The following is a 23,430-nucleotide window of genomic DNA, read 5'->3' as shown; positions in this document are numbered from 1 at the left end:
GATCCCTATTCGCTGTACCGCGGGGGTTCCACCGCATCGGGGATCCCGAGCGCCCAGGGAGGCAACCGGAGGATTGCCCGGCAAACCCCTTCTCCTTTTGGAACCAAATGCAACCGGGTTTCCGCCAAAAACGAGGACGGCGTGATTTCGGCCAGGTTGTCCAGGGCCTCGATCTCCACCGGGTAGGCCGTCGCCAGATCGAGGGTGGTTGCCGAGCCCCTTTGATGGCGCCAACTGAGAATATAGGCTTCCCCGTTCCGTTCTACGGTCACTGCCGGGCCATCGACGATCCGAACCGGGCTGGTTAGCATGTCGATAAACCCGAAACCAGGCTTGGCCAGGGCAATGTCCCCAAAAACTTGGTCGCGCAACGGCTTCATCGGCTGAACGGGGGAAAGACCAAGGCTGGGGAAATCCCGCCGCTTGGCATAATCATCCATCACCGACGCCGCCCGACACGAGGCTTCGGCCATGGCTCCCCGGGCGCGGACTGTGACATCCGAGGAAAAAGAGGCCGCCAAAGCAAACAGCGCGGTCGCCCTCGCCCGGGTTTTCGGGTCTTGGGCCACAAGGCTCCAATCCCAATGGTCTTGGCACTCCATGGCCTTGTCCAACAGATCCCGCCGGCCAGACCCCCCGCACTGCTGCAACAGCGCTTGACCCGCAAGCAGATCCAGGCCCGAGCCGTCGCCAGGGGTTGCGAAATGGCCGCCCGTCACGAGATCGGTGATGTTCGGCAACGCTCGACGGTATTCGTCGGAACAACTGGCGTAAAGTTCCGTGCTCAACTCGTCCCGCTCGCCAGAAAGCAGGCTGATTGCCAATTCGGTAATGCTGGGGACGTCGAACCCGCTTGCTGCGCTAAGTCCTTGGGACGGCTTGCCCACCGCAAGGGCGCGGCCCCCGGGGATCCGGCGCATGGGGAACCGCACGGCGATCCGGGGCTCTAAACTGAACGAGACCGGGCCTTCGGCCTGTTGGGCCAAAATCGGCGTGGAACCCGTCAAAATTCGCGTTTCGAATCCACCGGCCTTGCACAAGTGCAACGGCGTCGGGATCTGCGCCCCGATTCCGTCGAACTTCCAGATGGCCGTAAGGTAACCGGCATCCGACCGGGATTCGAAAGAAACCAGGTTTGGCCGTGGACGCATCAGCCAACCCGCCAGGGGGCCGACATCTTTGGCCAAGGCCCCGAGCGAAGCCACGTTTGCGGCCACCCTCTTGGGGCCAATCGGCGCCAAAACGCGCACCCAGCCCTTGTATTTTTGAAGGCCGGTAAGGGTCCAATTGGCCGAATCGCCAGTCACGATCAGCTGCACCGGCTCTTCGAAAACAAACATCAATGGTGCTTGCCCATCGCGAAAATTCAGCAAGTACCACCGGCTCGGCGCGCCGGGCACATCGGCACCGACACTCCCTTCAGCCCACGTTAGATAGGGTCCAAGGTCGGTTTTGAGCGTGAACTTAAAATCCAACGGGAAGTAGAGCTCGAGCCCCGGACGCCAAGGCGAATACCGAACCGCCCCGGGAGCAAAGGCATAATCCCGGCTTTGGAACACCGCCTCGCCCTCGTCGATCCGCTTTGCCTTAAGATCGCCCAAAGGGGCCGCGAAGTACAAGGAATCGGCCGGGGCATGGGCTACGCGCAACCGGTTCTGTTCCAAAACAAGACCGGGCACCTGCGGGATTTGGGCAAACGCATAGCGGCCAAACGAGCCGTAACCCGCCGCCGCTAACGCCAACCCCAGAGCGCTAATCGATGCTCGTGCCCAAAATTTCAATGCCCAGTCTCTTCGTCCGGCGCGAATAGCTGAGCCCCACTTCCCGATACCCCAGCCGATAGCTGAGGATGTACGATTGATCCAAGAACGAATCCGACCCAAATTGGTCGAAGAAGTAGCCGTAGCTCACTCGCCACAACGAGCCTAGTTTGTACCTCAAACGGGCGCTCATGCTCATCGTGTCCGCATCCAAACTTTGACACAAAAAAGCATTGAACCCAAGATTGCCGACATTGTAAAAGCCGTCCATCGACAACTTGTGGTGTCCAATCAAATCTGAGGAGAACCCATCGTCCAAATATTCGTAGGTCAGGTTAACAAACGCCCCGTTTGTCGGATTGAGGGCTAGATTCAGCGTGCCAACCTGCACCAAACCTTGGTTGACGTTGTGGCCGCTGACTTGCTCTAATGAATAGGAGTAGTTGAAAAGGCTCGTCCCGATCCGCACCGGGGTTCCGACGAAGCGCATTCTTCCGCCCGTAGCCTGTTGGTAATTGGATCCGCCATCGGTCCGGATGCGGGAATCCCGAGCCGTCACCCCAAAAAAGATCTTGCCTGGGATCAGCAGAGACTTGATGGGATCCTTTTCAATCACCAGCTGGGTCGAATCGGTTCGGAAGTGGTTGCCCGCCAAACTCTGACCGTATGTCGATGTGACATTGGCACTGAACCCGTCGAAATTCCGACTCAGATTGGCCGATCCAAACACATCGCGGTGGGCCGGGAAGTTCACTTGCATCGAAAGGGTTGTTGAATCAGTGCTGGACCACGTTTGCCTCAAACTAGCCCCCCAATCGTCGCGGCCAATCCCCCCGACGTTCATCCCACCATCGAAATGGATCCCCTTGTTCCAATTCAACTCGTAATCCAAGAACGTGCCGCCACCCGCACCGGTCCCTGTGCCGTAATTCGCCCCGTAGCGCAACCGGAGGGCGCTGGTCTCGCCAGGCTTGAGTGTCAGGTAATAGGGGTAGTTCAGCGCAAAATTGTTGTTGGAGATGTTCACCCACTGTTCGGTGATGACGGGAGTTGCCGTGTTGACATTCACCGTGAACAGGGGGACTTGCATGATCCTTTGCCCGGCCATGCGCACATCGGCCCGGTGGAACTGCACTTCCTTCCGCGGATAGGCGACCGCTTTTTTTGCCGAAATCATCGAAACCGAATCGGCAATGGTCTGGAAACGCAGGCTGCGGGTATCCAAACCGGAGGTTGGGAACCGGAGGAACCGGTTGCCAACTTCCATCAACCCTGAGTAGGCCCGCATCGGCAGGTCAGCCGGACCCACCTCGGTGGGAAGCCCATCGGCTGAAGGATCCCCTTCTTCGGCCGGGATCAACAAAGTTGTCGTACCGAAACCCTCTTTCTTGTTCAAGCGGAAATAGAGCGATTCGAATTCCTGTTCCCAGTTGCCTATTTTGAGCCTGGCCTTGCGCGCCCTCACTTCGTAGGTCTGCACCTGGACTTGCAGGTCGTTTGCGGAAATTTCGATGTTCTGATACTTTAGGGTTGCCCCCTGCCCGGATCCCGACGCCTCCAAAACCCGGTCCTGGACGCTGTACCATAGGGTCTCGCTGCCAACCACCTCAATAAAATCTTGGGCCGAGCTGAGCAACGTGCGATCAGCAACGAACTCAAGATCCAGTTCTGCTGCCGCGCTGAATTTCAACGCCGAGGCACGAATTCGGGCCGTTCCCGGCAGATCCCCGGCAACAAGGATCGCCCGGGCAAAACCATTGGATGTTTGGACGATTCGCTCTCGGAAAGACCCCAGGTTTGTATCGAAAACGACCTGAGTTCCATTGGGAACCAGATTGCCGGAGCTATCCCGAATTTGCGCGGTGACGGTAATGGTACTGCGGCCATCGGCTACCGCCATCGCCGGGTAGGAATCGATTTGGATCGTCCCGTTTTGCCCAATGGCCAGCGCTGCAAAGGCAACCAACACAAAGAGGATGGCAATCCTCAACCGGGATATTGTGGCTGGAAGCGTCCCCATGGCTTATTGATCAGACGGTCAGGCTGCGCAAAAAATGCGGCCGCCGGCTCATTATGAACCGGCGGCCGTCCTATTTGTTCAGTTTTCCTGATTAACGGATCACGTTGACGGGGACGACCTTGCGAACCCGTTCCCCGTTCGGCGTTTCAGCGAGGATTTCCACTTTGTAGCTGCCAGGGGCAACGGCCCGGTTGGCATTGTCGCGGAGAGTCCACGTGGCCGAGTTTTCACCGGCGTTGTCGCTGCGGCTGCGGGTGACCGTGAAGACCTCTTTCCCCGTTGAGGAGAGGACTCGCACGGTGACCAAGGCGTCAGCCGAGAGCGAGTAGTTGACCGTGATCGGGCTACCTGGGGCGCGGCCATCTGCGCTGACCACGACGTTGCCGATGACCGGGCGGGCTGAACCGCCGGCTTCCACCGTCACCGTCAAGGAGCGCGTTCCGGCTTGATCCATGTGGAACGTGTAGCCGCTGGTGGCGCGGAGATCTCGCTTTTCACCCGTTGCATCGTCGGTGATCTTGACGCGCAGGTTGCGGGGCAGGCTCGGCAGGTTCGGCCAAGTCACGGTCACGTCGCCAGGCTCTTCGGCGCTGACTTGCACCTTGTACTCTTGCCGTCCGGCCCGGGCCGAGACCGACTGGGCCATGCGCGTGGGTTGGCCGTTGAATTCACCGAGAACCGCCATTTCCAGCTTTTGACCAGGGGCTTGCGGCGCCTTGGGCACTTGCAGAGTTTGTGCTTTCTTGGAATCGGTGACAACCCCGATGTAGTTTTGGGTATCGACGCCGGCCGTTGACCGAGCCGAGAGTTGCAATCGCCATTCCCGATCACTTTGGGCAAAGGAATCGCTAACGGAGCGACCGGAGTTCGGAACACCGAGTTCAAACAGCGGCGGCCAAATCAGGCGGACATCCTTGGAAGCGCTCACAAAGATCCAATAGGCTTTGTGCGGCTGCATCTCACCCGAGTCGGATTGCAGCGCATAGCTGCCGCCGCCCGGGAGCGAAGAGTTCGGCACGAAGTAGGTCAGGTTGCTGGCGACATACCGGCGGGTAACCAGTTCGGTCCAGGTCAGGGACTCCGTGTTGTCGTCTTCGGCAACGCCAAGGAGTTGCTTGATGGGCACCGCGTAGTTGTAGGGGTTGCTCACCAAGTTCCAACCTGGCTTCAAGTTGACCAAGAGGCCACCGGTGCTGATATCGGCCGGAATGTTGGCGTTGTTGAGTTGGAGCGACGGATGGGCCGCATTGGGAACAACCCAGTAGCCGACGCCACGTTGGCTGCTGGTCGTTGGCACGTAGGCCCGGAGCGTCGGATCCCACTGATAGGCGACAAAGTCGACACCGGATGTGAGACCAAGGACCCCGTCAAAGCTCGAATCACCGAACGTGTAGGGGAAACCAACCATGTTCGGACCCGCGGCAAGGCTCATGACCGGCGACGCGCCGACCCGAACCGTCTGGGTGAGAACCTTGGTCGGACCTGGCACCGTTTTGATCGTGACTGAAACCGGGAGCGTGCCAAAGGTTTCGCCATCGCTGACCACCTGCCACTCCAGGGAGCGGATTTGGTTCGGGTTGATCAGGGCGATGTTCTTGACCTGTTGCTCGCCAGGAGCCAAAGTGAACCCAGCCGGGAGATCGATTTGGGCGCTCACATTGTGGAGGGCAACCTCTTCGTCGATCGTTGCATATTGGTTGTCGATCCAAACCCGGATCGTCATCGGGTTCGGCGAACTACCGGCACCCGGACCATCATAGTTGATGGTGTGCGGCGCATCCAAGACCGCGGTGTACGGATCGTCATAGAACCCGGTGCTCCAGTTGGTGTGGATGTACTGGACGATTTTGGCCTGGCCATTTGCACCCGTGCTTTGCGGGATGAAGTGCTGGATGACCGCAATGCCGCTTCCTGCGAAAAAGACGTCATTGTCATCCAACTGCCCCGTGGGATCGCCGAAAAGGTTGAGGCTCGGCGCGTTGTCTTGTGCCGATTCGAACCAGCTGCCGACCTTGATGTAGTCGGTTTGCGAAGCTTTGGGGAAGCTGGAACTAGACCCTGTATCGTATTGGATACCGTAAGGCTCGCTTTGGCCCCAAAGAACCTGGAGCTTTTTCGGGAAGTTGGAATCGCTCAACTCGCGCTTCTTCGATGTCCGCATGGGGAAGCTGTCGTCGAAAGCTGCGTAGCCCAGGTAGTTCTCCGGAGTCACTTTGGCAAAACCAGAGAGCGAACCAATTGCCGTGTTTGCCTGGTTAAAGCCCAGATAGTCGAAGCCGCCAATCCGCATCCACGGAGAGGTCACCCAGTAAACGCCGAACCCGCCGACTGAAGCCGTGTCGATGAAATTCCAAGTCATGCGGACTGCATCGGCAATCACGCGGACTTCAAGCTGCACCTGGCTGCCCGAAGCCAAAACCATGCCAAGAATGGCATACCGATCGCTGGCCCCGACGAATGTCGTCGTGATGCCGGCACCATCAGCCCCGCCGAAAATCTCGGCCCCATTGAGTGCGCCGTCCGGGCCTGTAATCAAAGCATAGTTGTAGTCGCCAACCGGTTCATCGGGCCAGCCCATCGTCAAGGCCATGCCGTCATCAAAAGTCGATTGCGCTGAACCGGCACCCGGAACCCCGAAGGCGAATCGCCCACCCAATTGCAACTGGCGAGCCGTGGCGAAGCACGGACCCGTCGTGCCGCCCTGGGTGACGGTTCCGCTAATCCCATAAGCAACACCGATCAACTGCGTCGCAAGGATGTTGTAGATGTACGGGGTCGAATAGGCGCTGGTGTTTGCAGGATCCACGCATTCGCCCGTCCAAGACCCTTGGGCGTGGGCGACCCCGAATGCCAACGCGGCCAGGCCCAGAGTCAGTGTGCTTCGATTCATCGATTTCATGGCAAAACTTTTTTGTTTGGTTTGTTTGGATTTAGGTGGGCTTAGCCTTTGCCAAGCCCACCTGTGGGACGTGTCAGAGGGGTTGTTTCGTTCCCCGTTAGCGCGTCAAGCGGCGCGCACCGCTCCAGATGTACCGGCGGCCGGTGCCGTCTGCCGCTGGGCCCGGCACGTCCTGGATGTTCCGCACGCCGATACGCCAGTAGAGCGTCGTCGCCGTCGGGAACAGGGTTCCCGTCGCCACCGGTTGGGTGGAGAGCGTCGTCCCTGTCGGTGTGGATGTGTCGATGAACTCACCCAACGTCACCGAATTGGAGCCGAAGATCGGGTCGGGTGAGATTTGCACCACGTATTCCAGCGAGACCGTCAGGTCGATGCCGCGGACGGAGCCGAAGCTGAAGACCGTGTTGCCAGTGTCGTTCGAGGGGTCGCTCGGCGAGTTCAGGGTCGGGCGGTTCAAAGCCGTCGCCTGGCCGGAAGCGGGGACCCGGACGGAGACAAAGTAGCAGTATTGCGCGTTTGTGCCCGTGGTGCCGGTGGTACCCGTCGTCCCGGTCGTGCCGGTGGTACCCGTGGTACCGGTCGTTGTCCCCGTCGTACCCGTCGTCGTACCGGTAGTACCGGTGGTGCCGGTGGTACCGGTGGTACCGGTCGTCCCCGTGGTACCCGTTGTGGAGCCGGACGAGTTGTTCGGCGGGAACGGCAGGGAGTTCGCATCGACGCGGTAGACCATTTCAACGCTATAGCGCTGCGGCGTACCCACGGTCAGCGGCGTCACGGTCGGATCGGCACCGCCCGGAGGGGAACCGTTAGTGCAGCTGTTGCCGCCGGTGATCCCACCGAAGTCATCCCACTGGCTTCCGCTTGTGGGGGCATAGGTCAAGGCTGTGTCGTCGACGATTGCTGTGCTCGGGGCGAGGACGGTCGCAACCGGGTTTGTGTTGACGCCTTCGCGCCAGACTTGCCACCGGAACGGCCCTTCATTGTTGCCACGGGCGAACGAATCCAAGGTCCAGCTGACGCGGACACCTGGGTTGAGCCCATTGGAGATGGCCTCGGCTTTCACATTGCCGACAACCGTGTTGTCGCCGCCGCGCCCGCCAAGGAACAGGAACCCGAGGATGACCAGCAGCAGCAACAGGGAGAACAAAGCTTGGTTGCCAGCACTGGAGCGCCGAGGGTTAGAAGTCTTCGGGTCGCCGTCGCCACCCCAGCCCGGACGGATGACCGGAACATCGACAATCGTTTGGAATTTGTCGCCAGGGCGCACACCTTTGGTAGCCCGGGTCACGCGGACAAACGCAGAATCAACATCCGCGTTGCTGACGGTGCCTTCGGCAACCTGCTCGCTCCCGCGCATGAAAATCGCCCGCATTCCGTTCTGAAGGCCAGAACGGGTGCCGTGGTTGATCAAAACTGTGTCGCCGGTCGTGCTCAAAACCGTCGCGGTCGGCAAGATGTTGCCTTCCATCGAAGAAACTGCTTTGAAAGCAGCATCGGTCAAGGCGTCCCCAAGCAAAGTCGCTTCAGTGGTGTCGGCACCGCGCGGGGCCGATTTCCCAGTCACAGCCGCAGCATTGACCGGAATCCCACCCGAAACATTGCGAACCTGCACCGAAACAATGATCTGGGCCTGTTTCATCCCGTTCACCGGAACGACGCGCCAGTTTTCAACTGTCCCCGTCACGATGTATTGCGCATCGAGCGCATCGCCGAGCCGCAGGAGGTCTGCCGCACGGGTCACCGGGGGCATCAACCCCAAGTCGCGCATTGCACGGGAAACCTGGTCGGTCGGAACCGTTTCGCGGTCACGCTGGAACACCTGCGAGAGCGCGTCCCGCACCTTGTCCCGGGTTTCCGCACCCAAGTCGATGTCCGGGGCCGTCACCTTCACCGCGAAATCCGTCACCGCATAGCGGTTCGTTTCCTGGATCTGGGCAGACGCCGGAATGGCAATGCCTAACGTCGCGGCGGCCACCAACAGGGCGCCCAAACGGACGAACCGTCCGCCAAATCGAGTTTTCGTTCTCAGTTCCACTGTGACCCGTCCTCCTCGTACAACTTCGTCTTCTGCATGTTCACGTTCCCAAAACCGGCTCGTCCCATGAGTCCGCTTCATTGGGCCATTCACCCAATGTTAGCCGATAACAAGCCCGCCACGCAACACCGCGCATAGATGCGCAACGCTGCCGGCAAGGAAGCTATCGCTCGCGGGGAGTATAGCACGGCTCCTTCCGCAAAAATCCCGCCAAATGCGCTCAGAAATCGAATTTCTTCGCTCAACGCAAGGACTTTGCGATGGTTTGAACCATCTGTCGGACGGAATCCAACGGTAGATCGGTTCGAACCAGGTAGTCAGCAAACATGCGGCGGGCCGTCGGGACGGCTTGCGATGCCAGCAATCCTTCGGCCGCCCCACGGCCACCCAAACGGATTTCCAGCCGGCGACGCGCCACATCCAGGGGGCAATCGCAAACCAAAACCGGCCCGAATGCGCTGGCCAAGCCGGATTCGACAAGAAGAGGAATTTCTAGGGCGTCTCCGCTATATTCTCGGAGCCGCCCATATATATAGGGATGGGTTAACCGGTTCAACCCGGCGCGGAACTCCCGGTCGCCTAACCGGTTGCGTGCTGCCGTCCGCAAGTCAGCGCGTTCGCCCAATTGGCTTCGGAGCCAATCCTGAACAGGTACCGATTCAAACGCTTCGCGGGCCACCGCATCAGAATCCAAAACATCCCAGCCGCATTCTCTTAGGAACCCGGCGACGGTGCTTTTGCCACTTGCCACCCCGCCCGTGACGACTAATGGGCCGCGCATGGCAACCAGTCTATCCACAAGCAATGCGCCCCAGGGATCCAATTGGGAATTCCCTGGGGCGCGTGCCGACTCGAATATGGGTTATTCGCCCGGTTCTTCGGTTTCGCCCGATGCCTCGGGCCGCACCAGGCCTTTCAACAAGCCAAGCCGTTCGCCGATCGTCGCGCCACCCGTGGCAACACGCTGCGAAGGAGCCGTGTCCTCGGCCGGTTGGCGGAACTTGGTGCCACCTCGGCGCTTTCCTCCGCCGTCGCGGAAATCCCGGCCGCCGTGGCCGCCCTGGCCGCCTTGGCCACCCTGGCCCCCGCGCATGGCCGCGCCCACACTCGGATCCATGCGGTATCCGCCGATTTGCGGGTTGGATCGCAGACTCAAAACCATCCGGCGCTCATCCGGCCGCAAGTCGATGATCGTCGGTTCGATCTCTTGCTGCTCTTCCAAGGCGTCTTGCGGTTTTTGGATCCGCTCGTCGCTGATCTCGCCAACCGGCAAAAATGCCTCGGCCCCTTCCGGCAATCGCACGAATGCGCCGGCCTGAACCATGCGGTTGACGACCACCTTGATTTTTTCGCCTTGCTTGTAATGCTCGCGGATCAGATTCCACGGGTCGGGGAGAACTTGGCGAAGACCAAGGCTGATCCGACCGCCGCCCTCGTCGAGCCGCAACACCATCACTTTAATATCTTCGCCTTCTTTGAGGACTTCACGCGGGTGGTCGATGCGCATCCAGCTCATTTCGCTGATGTGCAACAGGCCGTCCACGCCACCAAGATCCACAAATGCCCCGTAGTCGGTCAAACGGCGCACCGTCCCTTCCATCACTTCGCCCGGTTTGACCCGCTCGAAAATGTTGGCCCGGACTTCGTCCCGCCGCTCGTCTTCGGCAGCCTTGTTGCTCAAAACCACCTTCTTCCGTTCGCGGTCGACTTCGATGATCTTGACCGGCAAAATTTGCCCGACGTACTTCTCGATGTTCCGCAGTTTGCCGTTGCCGACATGGGTCGCCGGAACAAAACCCCGAACGCCAATGTCGACGACCAACCCACCTTTCACGCGGTCCACAACGTTGGCATCGAACAGCTCGCCCGATTCGAAGGAATCCAAAATGCGTTGCCACTGAACGTCGAAATCCGCCTTGCGCTTGCTGACAACCGGGTTGCCTTCCGCACTGTGGGTCTTCAACACGATGACTTGGAACGTGTCGCCCGGTTTCACATGCCCAATGGCCGATTCCAACTTCTCGTTGGCCAGCTCCGCCAAAGGCACGATCCCCTCGGCTTTGGTGCCGAGGTCGACAAAGACCCGGTCGTTCTCAACCTGGATGACCTTTGCTTCGATGCGCTCTCCCTTGCTGAGCGTCGGACCCGAATCCGTGTCCTCGCCGCCGAGGATGGCCATCGCTTCTTCAAACAGGCGTTCGTCCTCGGTCATCCCGGGCTTCCCGCTGCTCGCTGTGGCCGGTTCAGCGACCGTTTCGGCTGGCACTTGCGGGGCGGGGTCGGCGGCCGGCGTTGCCTCTGCTTGGGCTTCCGGCGCGGGGGCCTCATCGGCCGCAGCTTCGACCGCCGGGGCGGCCGCAGATTCTGCGGGTTCACTGGTCGTGACTTCGGTTTCGGCCGTAACCGCATCGGTTGCGGCCGTCTCTTCAGCCGCGGCGGTTTCGATAACTGCCGACTCTTCCGGAGTCTGCTTCTCGTCGGTTGTCATAGGGTTCCTGAATCGTGGCCCCGCCAACCCCAATACGGGTGGAGGAGGGGGGCGCGAAATTTTCGAAGCCTATTGTAGCCTAACCCTTGGGCCGCATCAGGACGTTTTGAGCCGCCGCCAGTAAACTCCGCAAGCCAATGACCAAAGCCGTCGTCGATGTCGGGTCGAACTCCGTCCTCCTGGCAATCGCCAAGCAAGAAACCGGACGATGGGAGCCCCTTTGCGAGACGAGTGAGGTCACCGGGCTGGGCAGCGGGGTCAAACAATCCGGACAAATTGGGGAACAAGGGGCTGCGCAAACCCTAGAGGCCCTCAAAAGGGCCTTTGAATGCGCTCGATCCCACGGCGTAGACGAAATCTTGGCGGCCGGAACCATGGCTCTCCGCATCGCCCAAAACGCCGATGGATTCTTGCGGGACGCAAAAGCGCAAGGAACCCCCGTCTCCATCCTCAGCGGCGAAGATGAGGCCCGCCTCGGATTCCTTGCCGTTGCCGATGACCCGGAATTCAGCCGGCTCGACCGCATCACAGTCTTGGATCCCGGCGGACACAGCACGGAACTCGTCACCGCCTGCCGGACCGACGGCGATTGGCAAACCCTGTTCAGGAGGTCATTCCCAGTCGGCGCGCTCGGACTGCTTGAAACTGCCTTGAAATCGGAGTGCCCTGGCCCGTCGGAACTCCTCGAGGCCGTGAGCCAACTGGATCAAACCGTGGGGCTCTGTTACCTGCCCGGACAGTGCGGCGAAGTTTTCGTCCTCGGGGCAACCGGGACGAACCTCGCATCGATCCGGGAAGGGCTCACAACCTGGCAGCCCGAGAAAATCCATGGGCAAGTTTTGGACTTTGAAGAAGTTTCCCGCGCCGTCGGCTGGCTGTGCGGCTTGACTGAATCCGAAAGGCGCACCGTCCCCGGGCTCGAAAAAGGGCGTGAACGAACCATCCACGCCGGCGCACTCATTTTGGAGCGGTTCATGAACGCGGTCGGAGCAACCACCTGCCGGGTCTCTGTCCGTGGTTGGCGGCACGCCCTCTTCGACCACCCACTCCCATGAGAGACCTCCTGCAACGGTACTGGTTCCTGATCTGCGCAGTCCCCTATCTCGGCTTCTGGACTTATGGACTGAGTGATCTCGACGAGGGGTTCTACGGGGCTGTCACCATGGACATGCTCCGGAGGGGGGACTGGATCACACCAACCCTCAACGGCACGCCGTGGTTTGAAAAACCGATTTTGGCGTACTGGCTCTCCATGCCCCTGTGTGCGGTTTTGCCCAACGAATTCATGGCCCGCCTGCCATCGTTCCTCTGCACAATGGCCACCGCATGGGTTCTTTACCGGTTCGTCAAAAAACACGTTTCTGTTGATGCCGCCATCCTTACCGCCTTGGTCTACAGCACCTCGATTCTGGTGGTAGGCATCGGCCGAATGATGATGACCGACGCCCCGTTGGTCCTTTGCCTCACCATTGCTTTCACCACGTTCTACGAAAGCATCCTCGGCGATCAAAAGTTGAGGCTCGCGACCGCCGCGGCGCTTGGTCTCGCCGTTTTAGCTAAGGGGCCGGTTGCCTTGGTTCTTTTTGGATTGATTGGTATCTTTTCGTTTTGGCTGCTCCCGGATTCCCGTCGCAATTGGGGGAAGCATTGGGTTGGGGGAACTGTTTTGGTGGCGGGCATCGTCGCACTCTGGTACGTGCCCTGTTACTTGGCGAACGGCCAGGTCTTCATCCAAAAGTTCCTGATCGAACAAAACATCGGTCGGTTCCGTGGCGGGGACAAAGCCCACACCTTGCCGGTTTGGGCCAACCCGGTCTTCTTCCCGGCGACCCTGGCCGTCAGCTTCCTCCCTTGGATCGTCGGGGCGTTCCGGTCCAAGTTTTGGAAACCGCAAAACCCGCTCGACACCTACCTCCTCATCTGGGCCTGCGCCGTTACCGGCTTTTTCACCTTGTCCGGTTCAAAGCTGGTGCATTACGTCCTGCCGGCCATTCCGCCGCTTGCGGCCCTTGTTGCACAATCCCTTTTGACGCGCCATCCCCGGCCTAAACCCGTTTCCGGTTGGGTCGCCTACGCGGCCGTGGTTTCGGTACTCCTTTGCGCCGTGGCGAACTATGTCTTTTATACCGATTGGTCTAGACGATTCAAGGATGTCCAGTCGTTTGCTGTTGAGGCCCGCGAAAAGAACCTTAAGCTGTACCAGTCCCGGCTGGGCGAAGATACCGCGAGCCCCTCGGGTTCCCCGTTCAAGATCAACGACTCCGGACACCCGTCCCTCGGATTCTATTACCGGGGCCCCGTCCTCGAAAACGACAACAACGGGGAATCGAATGCAATTTTCGTCGGAAGGCGGGATGCGTTCCTCAATGCGGTTGCTCCGGTCCGGTCTGACCAATATTCCCACATCGAAACCCGGGGCAATTACTCGGCAAGGATCAACGAACCCCGCGCGCCCGGTCAAAAATAGCGGATGTAGCCTTCCATTTGCCGGACGGTCTCCGGCCCGAACCCCGGGATACGTTCCAAATCCTCCCGATTCTGGATCGGCCCGTTCTCGCTGCGCCAGCGAACGATGTCGTGCGCCATTCCCTCCCCGATGCCGGGGATTTGGACAAGGTCTTCGACCGGGGCGGTGTTGATGTCGATCGGAAACTGGGCGGGAGCCGGGAGTGGGGCCTTTTTGGCCTTAAGGACCACCTGGTCACCATCTTTGAGGATTTTGGCCAGATTGACACTGTCCCAATCCGCCGATTCGAGTCCACCTCCCGCCGACCTGACAGCATCTTCCACCCGGGCGCCTTCTTCGAATTCGTAAACGCCCGGATTGCGGACCTCGCCCTTCACGTCGACCCTGACCTTCGCTTTGACCGCCGGATCCACCGGTGCCGCACCTGGCCCCAGGTTCGGACTGGATGACGCGGGCAAGGGCGCAACCGTTTTTGTGGCGCTAGACCGGCCGATCCAATAACCGGCTGTCAGGGCTGCGCAAAGGGCAATTCCCACCAATCCAACCTTTTGCCGGTCCGAAAGTTCACCCCACACCGCCCACCTCCAACATCGTACGGGCCACTTCCGGCGCCCGTTCCAAAAATATCTCGCCGTGCTTGAGCCCCTCGAACCACCAAACCGGTTGGCTGGTGGCTTGCGAGAGCGCTTCCGCGTGGCGGGGGCTAAACATCCCGTCGTCTCGGCTTTGCAGGATCAGGCATGGCCCCTTCCAGGATGCCGCCGCGTCGGCCGGGCGGACTTCGTGGCCCCGGATGCCTTTGCTGCGCTCAGCCATCAGAATGATCGGTCTAAATATAGTCGCTCCAAATGGCACGCTCACACTCAAAAACTCCTCGCTTGCCCAGTCCAGACGGGCAAATGCCGCTTCGGTCGTCACCGAGGCAAACAGGTCGGGCCGGGAGCCAGCCGCGATCCAACAAGCGGCTCCACCCATGCTGACCCCGGCCAAATGGATCCTCTTACCTTCGGCAGCCAATGCCTCGGCGACGGCGATGACTTCGATCGCCTCTCCCTCACCAAATCCAACCCCTTTCGCCGGGCTCCGAGTTTGCCCCATCGTGGCGATGGCGACCACTTCGGCCCAAGGCACCAACTCGGTCGAAAGGGCGTTCCACGACGATTGGCAGCCGCCGTATCCGTGGACACATAAATAGACATCTTGACCGGATCCGCCCCGCCATGCCGGAATGGAGTAGCCGTCGCCCGCAAACAAGACCTCCCGCATGTAGCTTGGAACCGGCCCCGGGCTCAGTCGAACCGGCGAGACGTAAGCCCGAGCCATGACCCAGCATCCACCCAAATAAAGCAAGACGCCGCCAGGGAGCGCCAACCACCACATGTCACACCAAACGGGCTTCTGCCGCCAGAACCGTGTTTTCCAGCAAACTGGCCACCGTCATCGGCCCCACACCGCCGGGAACTGGCGTGATCGCCCCCGCCACCGCAGCACAGGCCTCGTAATCGCAATCGCCAACATCGTGGCCCCGGCCTTCGACCTTGTTATATCCCGCATCAATGACCGTCGCCCCCGGCCTGATCCAATCCCCTTTGACCATTTCCGGGCGCCCGACGGCCGCCACGACGATATCCATGGTCCGGCAGAGCGAAGCTAAGTCTTGTGTTTTGGAATGGGCGACCGTCACCGTCGCGTTCAGCTCCAACAGCATCAGGGCCATCGGCTTTCCCAAAATATTTGACCGACCGATCACCAAAGCGTTTTTGCCAGCACACTCGATCCCATGCCGGGCCAACAGTTTGGTGATCCCCAGGGGAGTGGCGCATCGGAATCCCGGCAACCCGGCTGTCAGCCGGCCCAGGCTCGCGCTGGTGATGCCGTCCACGTCCTTTTCCGGGCCCAGCGATTCCAGCACGCGGTCCTCGTCGATGTGCGGGGGCAATGGGTGCTGGATCAAGACGCCGTGGACGTCCGAATCCTCGTTCAGCTGGGCGACGTGATCCATCAGCGCCCTTTCCGAAACCGAGGAATCCACCATGAAGCTGCCGGATTCCACGCCGACCCACCCGGCCCATTTGCGTTTCATCTCCACATAGGCCAAACTCGCCGGATCTTGGGCTGCCACAACGGCTTCCAGCTTTGGCGAAATCCCACTCGCTTTGAGAGCCGCAACCCGGCGTTTGAGGTCTTCCCTTACCTCTCGAGCCAAAGCCCGGCCATCCAGAATCACCGGATCCGACATGGGGCCAGTTTAGTCGGAGCCCCGGGCGGTCAACCGGTCCCTTTCTTGGATCATGGCCGTCTGGTCCTCGCGGAACATCTGCAACCGGTCAGCCAAATCATCGTCCGAAGTTGCAAGGATCTGAACCGCCAAAAGCCCAGCATTGCGGGCGTTGCCAATTGCGACAGTCGCTACCGGCACACCCTTGGGCATCTGCACAATGCTCAACAGGCTATCCAGCCCGTCCAGCCCGGTTGCCGCGACCGGGACCCCCACCACCGGCAGTGTCGTCAGACTGGCCACCATGCCCGGCAGGTGGGCCGCCCCCCCGGCACCTGCAATGATGACTTTCAATCCCCGGTCTTTCGCCGATTTGGCGTAGTCGAACATCGCATCCGGCGTGCGGTGGGCACTGATGACCCGGAGTTCATAGGGCACGCCGAATTCGTGCATCACCGCCTCAGCGGCTTCCATGACGGGAAGGTCGCTGTCGGACCCCATGATGATCCCTACCTGTGCCATTTCCAACGAGTCTACTCGGCTCTAAATGTGGAAAACCCGGTCAAAAAAGTGCGATTCTGAGGTGCCACCCGCTCCTTTTCACCCCCCCTTGGCGTCCACAACCACAAGACCAATCGGTCTTTTGACAATTGCCCGTGGATAACTGGATGGACGACATGACGCCAATCAACCTCTTCGAATCCCAAGCCGTGATCAAGGTCATCGGCGTGGGAGGCGGTGGATGCAATGCGGTCAACCGCATGATCGAAGCCGGGGTCTCCGGTGTGACGTTCGTCGCGTTGAACACCGACACCCAGGCCCTCAATTCCAGCCTGGCCGACGTCCGGATCGCCATTGGCGAGATCGGAACCCGCGGGCTCGGGACCGGTGGTGACCCGAAGAAGGGAGAAGCGGCAGCTCGAGAATCCGAACGGCTCATCACAGACCTCCTCGACGGTAGCGACATGGTCTTCATCACCGCCGGGATGGGGGGTGGAACGGGAACCGGGGCCGCCCCCGTCGTCGCCGAATTGGCACGCCGGCTCGGCATCCTCACCGTTGGCGTTATCACCAAGCCGTTTGTTTTTGAAGGCCCCCGGAGAAAGCAATTGGCCAACGCCGGGGCCGAAGCCCTCAAGGATCAAGTCGACACCCTGATCCTCGTCCCTAACGACAAGATCTTGGAAGTCGTCGACAAAAACTCCCCAATGTCTGCCGCATTCCGGGCCGCCGACGATGTTCTTCGCCAAGGAGTTCAAGGCATCAGCGACATCATCACGAAGCCTGGGCTAATCAACGTCGATTTTGCTGACGTCAAATCCGTCATGCAAAACGCCGGGGTCGCCCTCATGGGCATGGGCCGCGGTGTGGGCGAATCCAGAGCCAGGCTCGCCGCCGAATCGGCAGCCAATTCGCCGCTTCTGGAAACAAAAGTCCAAGGAGCCAAAAAGCTGTTGGTCAACATCACGGCCGGCTCTGCATTCAGCATCGGCGAAGTCCGCGAGGCTATGGAGTACATCAACCACCTTGCCGATGCCGACGATGCGGAAATCTTTATGGGCCAGGTCTTGGACGAAGCCATGGGAGACGAAGTCATCGTCACCCTCCTCGCCGCCGGAATGGATCCGACGGCGCGCCGTGCTCCAGAACGGGCCGTGTTCGAAACTGCGGCAACCCCTTCGCCCCGCCATTCCGAACCCGAACCCATCGAAGTGGCCAGCCCTCGCGCAACCATGCAACACAAGCCGATCGAACTCGCGGAGATCGACCTCGATATCCCGAGTTTCCTGCGTCGGCAAAAGAAATAGACGACTTACACGAGCAACGTACTGGTCCAACGAATGGCCCGGTTCCTTAGGGAGCCGGGCATTTTTTTGCAAACGTGGCGATAGGTGCTGACGGCCGATTTGGCCGGGATCAACGCAGATCCAATCCCTGCTCGGTCAAAAACGGTTTGACGGCCTCTCGACCCGTCATCTGCGTGCCGTTGACCCGTCGGCCACTCCGCATCGACCAGTTCACGCCCGGGTTCATTCCTTGAGATTCATAAAAGGCCACCGCCCGGGCATCAAAGTCGCCGATCCCCTTTTCGCGGTCGTAACGTTCCTCAAACCACACCGCTTGGTTGGACAAACGCGGCTTTATTTCGGCGGTGGACTCTTCGGCCGGGTATCCAAGGCACAACCCAAAAACTCCGAATGTCAAGGGCGGCAAACCTAAAAGCTCCTTCACCCCAAAGACATCGTTGCGGAGGGCCCCAATGTAGCAAGTCCCGATCCCGATGGATTCGGCGGCGCAGACCATCCGTTCGGCCGCGAGGGCGGCATCCACAACCCCCATGGTAAAAAATTCGGCGGTGTCCAGGGCCGCCGGATCTTCACCAACCGACCGTGCTGCCTCGGCTAACCGGTGCAAATCCACGATGAAAGCCAAAAACCATGACGCGGCTCGGATCTGATCTTGGTCGCCCGCCAATTTGGCGATGGCTTCCCGCCGTTCCGCATCCTGGATGCTGACAACACTCCACATCTGCAGGTTGGAACTGGTTGCGGCACTCTGAGCCGCCCCCACAAGCTCCTGGATGACTTCCCGGGGTATCGCCCGGTTTGAGAAATGCCGGACGCTCCGATGGGCAAAAAAATTCGCCGGAACGGATGCGCCCCCGGTTCCTGGGGTGGACTTTCCGAATCGCTGCTGCCAGGCCTCGCTGGCTGTTTCGCCGAACATCACCGGCTCATATCAACCAAAACGTCATAGGAAGCGCGGTCGAGAAGCACGTTCCGGATCCACAGGATGATCTTTTGGTCGCTCGTGAACGATTCAGGGTCTTTTTCCCCCATCGCCTTGGGATCCAGAGCCTTTTCCGCCGCCTTGAGCTGCCCATCGTTGCACACTTCCTTCATCTTCTTCAAAACGGCGAAAGCGGAAAGGTCCACAAGCAGGCGGCGCTTGACGGTGAATTCGCCCACCATTTTGTTGAATTTGGCCGTGAACTCGTCGGTCGGGGTCTTCCGTTCCTTGATCGCAGCGTCGAGCTCTTTGTCCAATTCCGGTTCGATCGCCTTGAGTTGTTCAAGCTCCTTTTTTTCCACATCAATCTCGTCTTGGCGAGCTTTTTCGATGACGGGCAGCAGGGCCTTGACTTGTTCCTTCGTCAGCAAGACCGGCAACAGTTGATCCATGATCAGCAGCCTTTGAATTTTGTAGTTGATACGATCCGCATCGGGGTTCGTCTTGCGCGGCTGTTGGACAGGCGCCAACGCCACGGTCGTCCCAAACACCATCGCCACCATGCAAAACACTGCCAATCTCATTTGAATCCTCATGTTTTCGACGCGCCCCCATTATCCCCCGTTTCTGGGCCTGCGACGCTGCGCAAGATCCACACGGAGCCAAATCCTTGCGCCGATGTGAAAAGACAACCTAAAACCGTGGCGGCCAGCCACCCCGGCCAACTCAGGGCCGTCCCCGAGAGTCCGCCAAGATTTGAAAGCACCGCCATCCCCAAAAACATGGCCGCCGCTCCGCCGACCATCAATGCGACCCCCAGCCACGGACGGCGGGGCAAAGTCATCGCCCCCGCAAGGCGCGAAGCCCAGATCCCGGCCGAAATCCACGGAACAAGGCTCAAAATGCCTTGGAGCCACATCATGGCAAGGAATCTACCACCCGCCCCGCGCTACACTCCGCCAAGGAACATTGATCACCGTCTTCGGAACCCTTTGCCTTGACCGGCTCCACAAGGTGCCCAACCTGCCAAAGCCGGGAGGCTATGTCGAGATCGGATCCACCGCGCTTGCGGTGGGGGGTGAAGGATACAACACCGCCTTCGCCCTTCAAAAGTGGGGCCACCCCCACACCTTTTTGGCCAATTCCATCGGTACGGGAATGGACTTCGAGGTGCTGCGTGGATTGCTCGAATCCCAGGGATTGCACTCGGCCGTGGTGGCCGACCCTGGGCAAACGACCCCGGTTTGCGACATCTATGTGACTCCGGATGGGGAGCGGACGATGTTTGGAATCGGATTTGCCGAACTCGGCCAATTCGTCCCCTCCGCCCATTGGGGTCGGCTTGAAGGACAGTGGTTCACCGCCGACCCGAACGTCGGGTCCGCTTCGTTGGAACTGGCCCTGGTTGCCGCCGAAAAACGGATGGGCCGCTATTTTATGGATTTTGAACTGGATGGGCCATGCGCGCCCGTCTACCAACCAGGGGACATTTGGCAATCGTCAACCGACCGGTTCGGCAAACGGGGCGACCTGCAGGGCAACTTGTCAGCAATCGAACAAGCAGGGTCAAAAACGGGTTGCCTTTCCATTTTGACCGATGGGCGGAACGGGTTCGTCGTTTGCTCGCCGGGAGGACGGGGTTGCCACTTCCCCCCGTTCCGGGCTCCGGGTCAAGTGGATTCGACCGGGGCGGGAGACTGCTTCCGGGCCGGTTTGTTGCATGGACTCGACTCCGGGATGGGCCGGGCCGATGCTCTGGCCTATGCCGCTGCCGCCGCGTGTTTGGCCTGCCAAGGGTTTGGGGCGACAGCGTCTATCCCCACCGAGCAAGCAGTCCATGACTTGGTGGCGGGCCAGCCCCAAACGCAGGCGGCTTACCGCTCACTCATTTGAGCGCATGTCCCAAGGGCCGCCCCCGAGACTTCTGCCAACCCGGTGAACAGCTCTTCGGGATCGCATTCGACCCGGATTGGCGATCGCCAGTCTTCCATTTCAATTTCCAAAACTCCCCCCTGGCTTTCCAACTCGACGCTTCCGGAGAGCCCTTGCTTGCGGAACCAGACGCAGGCGCTAGCGGTGGCCCCGGTTCCGCAGCCCATGGTCTCGCCCACTCCCCGCTCCCAAATCCTCATCGAAAGGTGCCGCTGGCTGTCTGGCCTCACCCACATCACGCTTGTCCGTTCCGGGAACAGCGGGTGGTTTTCGATTTCCGGCCCGAGCCGCAAGAACTCACCGTCTGCGGGCAGTTCGTCGCACAAGATGACGAAGTGGGCGCTGCCAGTGGAGACCGCGGTTCCGACAACGCCACAGACTTCTGCTTCCCATAGTTCTCCCGGTGCTGTTGTCGGAATGGCCGGGGGGTCGAATCGGGCTGGGGGCATCACCGCTGTCACCCGGCCCGCCGGATCCACCACCATCTCGACGGTCTCTCCGAGTTGATGGATGGCGAATGCCTCGCCCACCCAATTTCGCCGGAAGGCATACCAGGCGGCGCACCGCAAGCCGTTGCCACAAAAATCTTCTGTTCCGTCCGGATTGAAAAACCGGAGGTGGACTTCTGCTGATTCCACCCAAATGACGAGCAAACCGTCCGATCCCACGGAATAACGGCGCGCACACAGCTCGACTGCCAATTGCGCCCAATCCGCCGTCGGGGCGGCCGATCGTTCCACCAAGACGAAGTCGTTGCCTACCGTTTCCAATTTGGTGAACGGGATGGTCGCCACTAGGCGCTCACCCCTGTGCGCACCACCAGCGGCTCGACGCGACACTCGGCCTTCATCATCGTCGATCGAAACCAGGTCCCGTCTGGGCACACCAGGGGGAACCACCAGGCAGCAGGACGGTGGCCGGCATGAACCAGCCCGTCAGAGCAGACAACCGCTTCGCGGATCAGGCGGACGCGCATCAGCTCGGCTTCAAGGGCGATGTCGAACCGCCGCCGCCGCAGCCGGGTAACCGCCTTGGCCCCGACGGCCTCTTGCTGTTCGCGCTCCAATTCTTTGAACTCATGTCGGATGGCGGCGATCTCAATATCCACTTGGCGGATTTGCCGGTCAAAGCCCTGCCGGGCCTCCCAGTCTTCCTTTGCCGGGTGCCTTTCAAAAATGCAGGCGCGCCAGTGGGCACCCTTCTCGTGTTCAAGCCGGTTCCGCGTTGCCTTGGCGGCCCGCAGCCGATCCAGAACCCCCCTCTTTTGGAACTTGAGCCGAGCGATTTCGCCTCCCAGCTTGCCGAATTCGGCTTGCAGGGATCGGTATTCATCGGCCAAGACTTCCCACTGGCCCCCCAGCCTTTCTTGCAAATAGCCCAAAAGCGCCAACGGCCGGCGCACGTCGCCAAGCTCCCGGAGTGCTTGCCGCTGGGCCTTGGCGACCTCGCGCCACCGGAGGGCGAACGTGGGGGCGCTCAATTCTTCGGTGCCGAAGGCCCTTTGCATTGGCTCTGGCAAATGCAACCAAGCGCAACAGTCGTCCATTGCGCCCCATGGGTCGTGCTTTACACGCAAAATCGGGTTCCAACCCAGGTCATGCCCGGCATCGGCAAGGATCCGGGCCATTTTCGCCGACCGCCAAACATAGCCGCTCGCCCCTTCGTGGAAGACGAACACATATTCGGCAGAGAGCATCAGGATCAAGCTGACCGCCTTGCCGACCAAAACACAATCCGATCCAAATCGATCCTCCAAGACCGCCGCCAATTGCTCCCGGTTCACGATTGGCGTTTTGAAGCTGAATCCAACCGGGCTATCGGCCATGACGACCCCGCCCCGGCGGCCGAGTCTGAGAGTGCCCCGGCCGACGCCGGGGATGTACAGGTCGAACGGGATGGCGCAACTGCCAAACCGGTCCAAAGTGTAGATCTCACTCCCGCGCACGGCGTCGTCATAGGCCCCCCGGGCCAAAGCCGCCGTCGCCGGATTGAGGAATAAATCCAAGACCGCGAACCGATCCAATCCGGCGGTTTGGCGGTTGAATCGAAGCAGGCGAGTCGTTCTGGTGGTTTCAAGCCCAACTGCCCCGCCAGCGACCAAATTGTAAAGTTCGGGAAGCATGCGCTCGTAAAAAGCGGCTAGACCCTCCCCTTGGGACTGCTCTCGGATATCGCAGACGAGCTTGAGCAACCGATCCCGCATTGCCAGGGAATCCCGGTGGTGGTTGCCCGATACGAGGTTCAAACTTTCATCCAATGCCCACTGGAAGGCGTCGAACAGATGGGGGAACAATTTGTCCAGCGTCTTTTCGGCCGTAATCATTGAATCAGGGCTGAGGGAGACGACACCCTTCCACCCATAGGCCTCGGTTTTGGCATCCAACAATCCCGGCCGGTACTGTTCGATCATTCCAACCTTGGCCCCAGCCTCGGTGAGGGCCTCCTTGGTCACAACCGTCTCGGACCCGAACAAGTGGCTGAACTCGCCTGCCGCACTCCAAAGGCCCTTCGTCGTCGTGTCGTTGTGGGGCAGGGCCGCATAGCCGCCAGAACCCCGGACATGGAATTTGGCGAAATAATCCGTATCGTGCACGCCGGCCACAAAGCGGCGGTTCCCACCCAAGGCCGAAAATGCGCGGAACACCCCCGCTTTCATGGGTTCGTCCCAAAAAACCGTTTGCCCAAGGGCCATCAAAGGAACACCTGGCGCAACCGCATCGAGTTCTGTCACTACCGAACGGAATACCGGACAATCGCTATTCATCCGCCATCCCCAGAACCCCTCCTGTCGCTTTCAAGTTCCCACCCAACCCTGTGTCCTACGCCGTCATGCCCGAAAATCGTTGGGAAAACCCTGGATTTTTTGCCGGGATTCGCCGAA

19 protein-coding genes are annotated in these 23,430 nt (G+C 60.2%); 4 read left to right on the top strand and 15 right to left on the bottom strand.

Annotated features, from left to right (window positions below; translation table 11 throughout):
• Positions 1-5: 5 nt before the first annotated feature.
• The 6 genes from JNM28_03355 to JNM28_03330 form a co-directional block, all read right to left on the bottom strand.
• Entirely contained in the window at positions 6-1,781 is a 1,776-nt protein-coding gene (locus JNM28_03355; protein MBL8067462.1) for a hypothetical protein, read from the bottom strand.
• Entirely contained in the window at positions 1,753-3,750 is a 1,998-nt protein-coding gene (locus JNM28_03350; protein MBL8067461.1) for a hypothetical protein, read from the bottom strand. The genes JNM28_03355 and JNM28_03350 overlap by 29 nt, the downstream gene beginning before the upstream one ends.
• Positions 3,751-3,871: 121 nt before the next feature.
• On the bottom strand, positions 3,872-6,679 hold the full coding sequence (locus tag JNM28_03345; protein ID MBL8067460.1) for a hypothetical protein: 2,808 nt from the start codon (positions 6,677-6,679) through the stop codon (positions 3,872-3,874).
• A 97-nt stretch (positions 6,680-6,776) separates the two neighbouring features.
• Entirely contained in the window at positions 6,777-8,714 is a 1,938-nt protein-coding gene (locus JNM28_03340) for a hypothetical protein (protein MBL8067459.1), read from the bottom strand.
• A gap of 241 nt (positions 8,715-8,955) precedes the next feature.
• Positions 8,956-9,495: a dephospho-CoA kinase gene (locus tag JNM28_03335; protein MBL8067458.1), complete on the bottom strand. Its 540-nt coding sequence runs from the start codon at positions 9,493-9,495 to the stop codon at positions 8,956-8,958.
• A gap of 81 nt (positions 9,496-9,576) precedes the next feature.
• On the bottom strand, positions 9,577-11,202 hold the full coding sequence (locus tag JNM28_03330) for a S1 RNA-binding domain-containing protein (protein ID MBL8067457.1): 1,626 nt from the start codon (positions 11,200-11,202) through the stop codon (positions 9,577-9,579).
• A 137-nt stretch (positions 11,203-11,339) separates the two neighbouring features.
• On the opposite strand from JNM28_03330, the gene JNM28_03325 reads away from it, so the two are divergent.
• Both JNM28_03325 and JNM28_03320 read left to right on the top strand, forming a co-directional pair.
• The gene (locus tag JNM28_03325; protein ID MBL8067456.1) at positions 11,340-12,257 is read left to right on the top strand and encodes a hypothetical protein; all 918 of its coding nucleotides are present in this window, start codon (positions 11,340-11,342) and stop codon (positions 12,255-12,257) included.
• On the top strand, positions 12,254-13,669 hold the full coding sequence (locus JNM28_03320; protein ID MBL8067455.1) for a glycosyltransferase family 39 protein: 1,416 nt from the start codon (positions 12,254-12,256) through the stop codon (positions 13,667-13,669). The genes JNM28_03325 and JNM28_03320 overlap by 4 nt, the downstream gene beginning before the upstream one ends.
• Here JNM28_03320 and JNM28_03315 read toward each other — a convergent pair.
• From JNM28_03315 to purE, 4 genes are read right to left on the bottom strand one after another with little or no spacing between them, the layout of a single operon-like run.
• A complete protein-coding gene (locus JNM28_03315; protein MBL8067454.1) occupies positions 13,660-14,205 on the bottom strand; it encodes a ComEA family DNA-binding protein in 546 nt (181 codons plus the stop codon). The genes JNM28_03320 and JNM28_03315 overlap by 10 nt on opposite strands.
• Before the next feature lie 28 nt (positions 14,206-14,233).
• Entirely contained in the window at positions 14,234-15,049 is an 816-nt protein-coding gene (locus JNM28_03310) for an alpha/beta fold hydrolase (protein ID MBL8067453.1), read from the bottom strand.
• A 1-nt stretch (position 15,050) separates the two neighbouring features.
• The gene (locus tag JNM28_03305) at positions 15,051-15,908 is read right to left on the bottom strand and encodes a bifunctional 5,10-methylenetetrahydrofolate dehydrogenase/5,10-methenyltetrahydrofolate cyclohydrolase (GenBank protein ID MBL8067452.1); all 858 of its coding nucleotides are present in this window, start codon (positions 15,906-15,908) and stop codon (positions 15,051-15,053) included.
• A 9-nt stretch (positions 15,909-15,917) separates the two neighbouring features.
• The gene (gene purE, locus JNM28_03300; GenBank protein MBL8067451.1) at positions 15,918-16,409 is read right to left on the bottom strand and encodes a 5-(carboxyamino)imidazole ribonucleotide mutase; all 492 of its coding nucleotides are present in this window, start codon (positions 16,407-16,409) and stop codon (positions 15,918-15,920) included.
• A 155-nt stretch (positions 16,410-16,564) separates the two neighbouring features.
• On the opposite strand from purE, the gene ftsZ reads away from it, so the two are divergent.
• A complete protein-coding gene (gene ftsZ, locus JNM28_03295) occupies positions 16,565-17,695 on the top strand; it encodes a cell division protein FtsZ (protein MBL8067450.1) in 1,131 nt (376 codons plus the stop codon).
• A 109-nt stretch (positions 17,696-17,804) separates the two neighbouring features.
• Here ftsZ and JNM28_03290 read toward each other — a convergent pair whose 3' ends face one another.
• From JNM28_03290 to JNM28_03280, 3 genes are read right to left on the bottom strand one after another with little or no spacing between them, the layout of a single operon-like run.
• Complete coding sequence (locus JNM28_03290; protein MBL8067449.1) at positions 17,805-18,614, bottom strand: NADPH-dependent oxidoreductase; 810 nt, start codon at positions 18,612-18,614, stop codon at positions 17,805-17,807.
• Positions 18,614-19,201, bottom strand: coding sequence for a hypothetical protein (locus JNM28_03285; protein MBL8067448.1), 588 nt, complete (start codon positions 19,199-19,201; stop codon positions 18,614-18,616). The genes JNM28_03290 and JNM28_03285 overlap by 1 nt, the downstream gene beginning before the upstream one ends.
• 8 nt (positions 19,202-19,209) lie before the next feature.
• Positions 19,210-19,539 (bottom strand): hypothetical protein, encoded by a 330-nt coding sequence (locus tag JNM28_03280; GenBank protein ID MBL8067447.1) that lies wholly within the window; start codon positions 19,537-19,539, stop codon positions 19,210-19,212.
• A gap of 47 nt (positions 19,540-19,586) precedes the next feature.
• On the opposite strand from JNM28_03280, the gene JNM28_03275 reads away from it, so the two are divergent.
• Positions 19,587-20,510 (top strand): carbohydrate kinase family protein, encoded by a 924-nt coding sequence (locus JNM28_03275; protein ID MBL8067446.1) that lies wholly within the window; start codon positions 19,587-19,589, stop codon positions 20,508-20,510.
• Here the strand turns inward: JNM28_03275 and dapF are convergent.
• A complete protein-coding gene (dapF, locus tag JNM28_03270; protein MBL8067445.1) occupies positions 20,492-21,343 on the bottom strand; it encodes a diaminopimelate epimerase in 852 nt (283 codons plus the stop codon). The two genes, JNM28_03275 and dapF, sit on opposite strands and share 19 nt — an antisense overlap.
• Complete coding sequence (locus JNM28_03265; protein MBL8067444.1) at positions 21,343-23,313, bottom strand: hypothetical protein; 1,971 nt, start codon at positions 23,311-23,313, stop codon at positions 21,343-21,345. The genes dapF and JNM28_03265 overlap by 1 nt, the downstream gene beginning before the upstream one ends.
• Positions 23,314-23,430: the final 117 nt, after the last annotated feature.

This window comes from Armatimonadota bacterium (assembly GCA_016789105.1).
Taxonomy (GTDB): domain Bacteria; phylum Armatimonadota; class Fimbriimonadia; order Fimbriimonadales; family Fimbriimonadaceae; genus UphvI-Ar2.
This window is presented reverse-complemented; position numbering and strand designations above follow the sequence as displayed.